The sequence below is a fragment of the Arthrobacter sp. TB 26 genome (assembly GCF_000427315.1).
Lineage (GTDB): Bacteria > Actinomycetota > Actinomycetes > Actinomycetales > Micrococcaceae > Arthrobacter.
On sequence record NZ_AUPJ01000100.1, the window covers coordinates 1 to 5,573 of the forward strand.

General features: G+C 66.1%; 6 protein-coding genes. 5 read left to right on the forward strand and 1 reads right to left on the reverse strand.

The window, feature by feature from the left end; genetic code table 11:
• From K789_RS0102835 to K789_RS0102850, 4 genes are all read left to right on the forward strand, one after another.
• The coding region (locus K789_RS0102835; RefSeq protein WP_024365422.1) for an aldehyde dehydrogenase family protein at positions 1 to 846 on the forward strand (846 nt) is incomplete at its 5' end.
• Between the two features lie 8 nt (positions 847 to 854).
• On the forward strand, positions 855 to 2,039 hold the full coding sequence (locus tag K789_RS0102840) for a fumarylacetoacetate hydrolase family protein (protein WP_237739491.1): 1,185 nt from the start codon (positions 855 to 857) through the stop codon (positions 2,037 to 2,039).
• 118 nt (positions 2,040 to 2,157) lie between these two features.
• Entirely contained in the window at positions 2,158 to 3,000 is an 843-nt protein-coding gene (locus K789_RS0102845) for a fumarylacetoacetate hydrolase family protein (RefSeq protein WP_024365424.1), read from the forward strand.
• 14 nt (positions 3,001 to 3,014) lie between these two features.
• Positions 3,015 to 3,767, forward strand: a complete 753-nt coding sequence (locus K789_RS0102850) for an SDR family NAD(P)-dependent oxidoreductase (protein ID WP_024365425.1) — start codon at positions 3,015 to 3,017, stop codon at positions 3,765 to 3,767.
• A 4-nt stretch (positions 3,768 to 3,771) separates the two neighbouring features.
• Here K789_RS0102850 and K789_RS0102855 read toward each other — a convergent pair whose 3' ends face one another.
• Positions 3,772 to 4,497 (reverse strand): GntR family transcriptional regulator, encoded by a 726-nt coding sequence (locus K789_RS0102855; RefSeq protein ID WP_024365426.1) that lies wholly within the window; start codon positions 4,495 to 4,497, stop codon positions 3,772 to 3,774.
• Between the two features lie 321 nt (positions 4,498 to 4,818).
• Between K789_RS0102855 and K789_RS0102860 the strand changes: the two genes are divergently transcribed.
• Positions 4,819 to 5,544, forward strand: a complete 726-nt coding sequence (locus K789_RS0102860) for a transporter substrate-binding domain-containing protein (RefSeq protein ID WP_237739492.1) — start codon at positions 4,819 to 4,821, stop codon at positions 5,542 to 5,544.
• The last annotated feature ends 29 nt before the right edge of the window (positions 5,545 to 5,573 follow it).

A 5,573-nucleotide genomic window follows, 5' to 3' on the forward strand; every position in this document is an offset into this window, starting at 1 on the left:
AACGCCCGTCCGGAGCCGATCCCGTTCTACGGCGAACTCGGCGGCATCAATGCGGTGTTCGTGACCGAAAAGTCCTGGGCCGCGCGGCGTGATGAGATCCTCGGCGGCTATGCCGGCTCCTTCACGATGGGAATGGGCCAGTTCTGCACCAAGCCGGGACTCCTCTTCGTGCCCGGCGGCCAAACCGACAGGGTCCGGGAGGTGCTGAGCGACGCCCTGGCGGGTTTTGTTCCGGCCCGGCTGCTGAGCGACCGCCTGCACGAGGGGTTCTCCGACGCTGTCCGCTCGCTGCAAAGGGGGGACGGCGTGGACGTTCTGGTCGAGGGTGACTTCGCCGAGACTCCGGCGCCCACCCTGCTCCACACGACATCCGCCGCCGTGCGCAGCGATCCGTCGATCCTCCGGCAGGAGATGTTCGGACCCGCCAGCGTGCTGGTGGAATACGGCGACGAGTCTGAGCTCCCCGCGCTCGCTGAGCTCCTGGAAGGACAGCTCACCACGACGCTGCAGGCGGAACCGGATGATGAGGTCGCCGAGCTCGCGGCACGGCTGACGGACATCAGCGGCCGGGTGCTCTGGAACGGCTGGCCCACGGGAGTCACCGTCAGCTACGCCCAGCACCACGGCGGCCCGTATCCGGCCACGACGTCGGCCACCACCTCGGTGGGCACGGCCGCCATCCGCCGCTTCCTGCGCCCCGTGGCGTACCAGTCCTTCCCCGAGGGGCGGCTGCCGGAACCCCTGCGGGACGCCAACCCGTGGAACGTTCCACAGCGGATCGACGGGACCTGGCAGGTGCCTGCGGCTGCGGCTGGGCGCACGGAACCAAGGGACGGTCAGCGGTGAGCGCGCCCGTGGCTTCTGCGGCATCGGTCCTCCCGGACGATGCGGCGCAGGCCCTGCTGGTCGGCCGGCTCTGGGACCCCGCAACGGCCGGACCCAGAGTGGTCGCGGTGCAGGAGGGTGATGTCTTCGATCTGACCGGCCTGGCGGGAACGGTCTCCGAACTGCTGGAGCTTCCCGGACTGGCGGCCGCGGTGCGTGCCGCGCTGACGGAGCCGCGGTGGAGCACTGACGACGTCGTCAGCGCATCCCTGGCGCAGGAGACGGACCGTCCGCACTTCCTGGCCCCGGTGGATCTGCAGGTCATCAAGGCCTGCGGTGTGACCTTCGTGGACAGCATGATCGAGCGCGTCATCGAGGAGCGCTGCGGCGGGGACGCCAGCCGCGCCCTCGAGATGCGTGAGCTGGTGGGACGTACACTCGGCGGCAGCATAGGCTCCATCCGCCCGGGTTCAGCGGAGGCAGCTGCGGCCAAGAAAGTGCTCATCGCTGAGGGGCTGTGGTCACAGTATCTTGAGGTCGGCATCGGACCGGACCCCGAGGTCTTCACAAAAGCCCCAGTGCTCTCCTCGGTGGGGCTGGGTGCCGGGGTCGGAATTCCATCGTTCTCCACCTGGAACAACCCGGAGCCGGAATTGGTGCTCATCGTCACCTCGAAAGGGGCCGTGGTGGGCGCAACGCTCGGAAACGACGTCAATCTCCGGGATGTGGAGGGCCGGAGCGCCCTGCTGCTTGGGAAGGCGAAGGACAACAACGCGTCCAGCGCTCTGGGGCCCCTGATCCGGTTGTTTGACGGCAGCTTCAGCCTGGAGACGTTGCGCCAGGAGGAAATCCTGCTGCGGGTGGAGGGGGAGGACGGCTATGCACTGGAGGGCCGCAACTCCGTGGCGCGGATCAGCCGGCCGTTCGAGGAATTGGTCGCGGCGACGTACGGCAGCCACCACCAGTACCCGGACGGCTTCGCGCTTTTCACGGGCACCCTGTTCGCGCCGACTCAGGACCGGGAGGAGCCCGGGCAGGGCTTCACCCACCGGCCGGGCGACCTTGTGACCATCCGCAGCAGCCACCTCGGCGCGCTCGTGAACCGTGTGGGCGCGGCGGAGGAGCTGCCCCGATGGTCATACGGTCTGCGGGAACTCTTCGGCTATCTGCATGACCAGCGCAACGTCCCGGAATCCACCCTCAGCGCCAGCTAACGCACACAGACCGGCCGGCAGGCAGTTTGCTGACGGCCCGGATTGGGGGAGGACGACGGCGGGAGCTTCCCGCCGTCGTCCTTCTGCGTACCGACGAATGCCCGAAAGGAACGCTTTTATGAAGTTTGCCCAGATAGGCGCCGCAGGCGCCGAACAACCCGTTCTCGTCCACGAGGGAAGGCACTATGCGCTCAGCAGCCTCACCCCGGCGGTCGACGGAAACTTCCTGTCCCAGGGCGGTCCGGCGGCGGCCGCCGCCGCGTTGGCAGCAGGGACACTCCCGGAAGTCAGCGCAGCCGGCGTGCGCTACGGCGCCCCGGTGGCGCGGCCGTCGGCTGTTATCTGCGTCGGCCTGAACTACGCCGCACACGCCGCGGAATCGGGCGCGGAACCGCCTGCACACCCGGTCATTTTCCTCAAGACCCCCAACACCGTCGGGGGTCCGGACGACGCCGTGGGCATCCCCCGCGGATCCACCCGGACCGACTGGGAAGTGGAACTCGGCGTGGTCATCGGGAGGCGTGCCTCATATCTGGAGTCCACGGAAGAGGCCCGCGACCACATTGCGGGGTTCGTGGTGGTCGATGATCTCTCCGAGCGTGACTTCCAGCTGAACGTCTCCGGCGGCCAATGGTCCAAGGGCAAGAGCTCGCCGGGGTTCTGCCCCACCGGACCATATTTGGTCACCCCCGAGGAGGTAGACGCCGGCCAGCTGCGGCTGCGCAGCTGGGTCAACGGCGAACTCCGCCAGGATTCGTCCACGGCGGACATGATCTTCGACGTCGCGACCATTGTCTGGAACTTGAGCCAGTACATGGTTCTCGAGCCTGGCGATCTGATCTGCACCGGCACGCCCGAAGGGGTCGCCTTGTCCGGACGCTTCCCGTATCTGAAGGCCGGCGATGTTGTGGAAATCGAGATCGAAGGGCTGGGGCGCCAGCGCCATGAATTCGTAGCATGAACAGGGAACCAGGCATGGAGTTTGCAGGTATCCGGGTCATCGTCACCGGGGGAGCCTCCGGGATAGGTGCCGCCACAACCTCACATTTACTGAGCCGCGGAGCCAAAGTGGCGGTGCTGGACCTCAACCCGGAGGCCGTGCCCGCTTCGGTGCTCGCGGTCCAGTGCGACGTCGCCAATGACGCTTCCGTCCGCGCCGCAGTCGAGAAAGTCGCGCGGGAACTGGGTGGAATCGACGTTGTCGTCAACAACGCCGGGATAGGCGCGCAGGGCACGGTCGCGGACAACGACGACGCCGAATGGCACCGCGTTTTCGACGTCAACGTGGTCGGCGCAGTGCGCGTATGCCGTGCTGCACTGCCCTACCTCCGGCGCTCGCCCGCCGCCGCCATTGTCAACACCTCTTCTATCGCCGCCACCGCCGGGTTGCCGGCGCGGGCGCTCTATGCGGCAACCAAAGGAGCTGTCCGGGCCCTGACGATGAGTATGGCGGCAGACCACATCCGTGAAGGTATCCGGGTCAATTGCGTCAATCCAGGCACTGCAGACACGCCGTGGGTCAGCCGCCTGCTGGGCCAGGCCGCGGACCCGGCGGCGGAACGCGCTGCGCTGGAGGCCCGNCGCCAGCCGCACGGACGGCTGGTTACTGCGGAGGAGGTCGCAGCAGCCATCGCCTACCTTGCGAGCCCCCTTGCCGGCTCGACCACGGGAACCGAACTAGCCGTCGACGGCGGCATGCAGGCGCTGCGCCTGCGCCCGGCCGGTTAAGAGGCTACGGGCGATCCGGGGTCATCCGCACGAGCGTGGCTTCGGCCAACGCAGTCGGCTCCTCGTCGAATGCCCGCGCGAAGCGGTAGAAGGAGTTGCGGATGTGCTCGCTCATCGCATTTTCGGCCGCGCCTGGATCCTGGGCTGCGATAGCTTCGCGAATGGCGTGGTGCTCTGTCAGGGTGATCCGGCCGTCCATGTCGGCGGGGTAGAGCCGGAACATGTGCAGATGGCAGTGAGTCTGGACGTAGGCCTGCTGGACGACTTGGTTGCCGGCAGAGGCCAAAATCAGGTCATGGAAGCGTGCATCGTGGGCCACCAGGTCCTGGCGCAGGTTTGCCGTGTCATCGACGTGACGCTCTAGCGCTGCCAGCTCTGCCCGCAGAGCCCCGGCCGGGTTTGACAGGCGCTCCACCGCGGCAGAGCGCGCCGCCCAGGGCTCAACCAGAAGCCGGAACTCGAACAGGGACCGGAGCTCCGAAAGGCTCAGCAGCGGCGTGGTGCTGTAACCGCGGCTTGGGTAATACATCAGCAGGTTGTCGCCCTCCAGGCGCTGCAGGGCTTCTCGGACCGGGGTGTGGGACACGCCCAGCCGCCTGGAGACAGCGTCGATGTTAATGCGTGTACCCGGGGTGATGTCGCCGTCCAGTATCGACTGGCGAAGTGCCGAGTAGACCCCGCCGGCAGCGACCTTGGTCAGCGCGGCGTCGCTTGCGGTTGGTGCCGTCATTTGTCTTTCCTCTCTCTGGCCGCGCGGACCCCATACGGGCGCCCCGCTGGCAATTGGGCGACAGACCTAAGTTCACAAAGCTTGACCTGGATCACATTGCATATATGATACAACATATTCCTATACGATCCTCGTCGTGAAAGCGGCCGGGGACACCCGGGCAGTCAGCGCCCACATCCGATACGCACTAACGATCACAGGAGAGTTCCCATGTTCAGAGCAACACCGAAGTTGCTTCTTGTTCCGGCCGTCGCTTTGGCCCTGGCGGTGGGGGGCTGCTCATCGAGCGGAGCCGCTAACGCCGGCGCCGCACCAGGAGCCGTGGCGGACAGCCATCTCACGAAGGTTCTCAAATCGAAGACGGTCAAGATCGCCGTCAGTGCAGACTCCCCGGGTTTCGGGGTAATGAATTCGTCTGGGGACCGTGAGGGTTTCGACATTGACGTCGCCAACGCGCTTGGTGCCTCGCTGGGCGCAAAGGTCGAGTTCGTTACCGCCACGAACGAAAGCCGCATCCCTTTGCTGCAGACCGATAAGGCGGATGTCGTGATTGCCACTTTCACTGCTTCGGATGCGCGTGCCCAGGTAGTCGAAATGTCTGACCCGTACGCTGCCAGCTCCACGGTCTTCATGGTGCCGGCTGGAAGCCCGATCACCACCTACGCCGATTTGGACGGCAAATCGGTGGCCACCTCCAGAGGCAGCGTGGGCGAGCAGATCCTCAAGGCCAGCTTCCCCAACGCCAAAGTGACGGGGTTCAACACAACGGCCGACTCCATTCAGGCGCTCAAGAGCGGCAAGGTGGACGCCTTGATCGAAAACAACGCCATCGTTGGCGGCCTGGTGAAGAAAGAGCCTGCCGCGTTCCAGGTCCTCAAAGGCGACCCGATCAAGCCGGCACTGTTCTCGATCGGCGTTAAGCCGGGAGACCAGACGTGGCTGAACTACCTCAACAACTTCATCCGGAACTACAACATCTCCGGACAGAACGAGGCCTCGCTGCAGAAGTGGTTTGGGCTGAGCCTGCCCCCCTTCCTCGCCCACTAACAGAAGTCGGACGCACCCTCCAGCGAGGG

Excerpts from the sequence above, each read along its gene's own strand:
- K789_RS0102845 (WP_024365424.1), top strand. The coding sequence starts at position 2,158 with ATGAAGTTTGCCCAGATAGGCGCCGCAGGCGCCGAACAACCCGTTCTC.
- K789_RS0102855 (WP_024365426.1), bottom strand. The coding sequence starts at position 4,497 with ATGACGGCACCAACCGCAAGCGACGCCGCGCTGACCAAGGTCGCTGCC.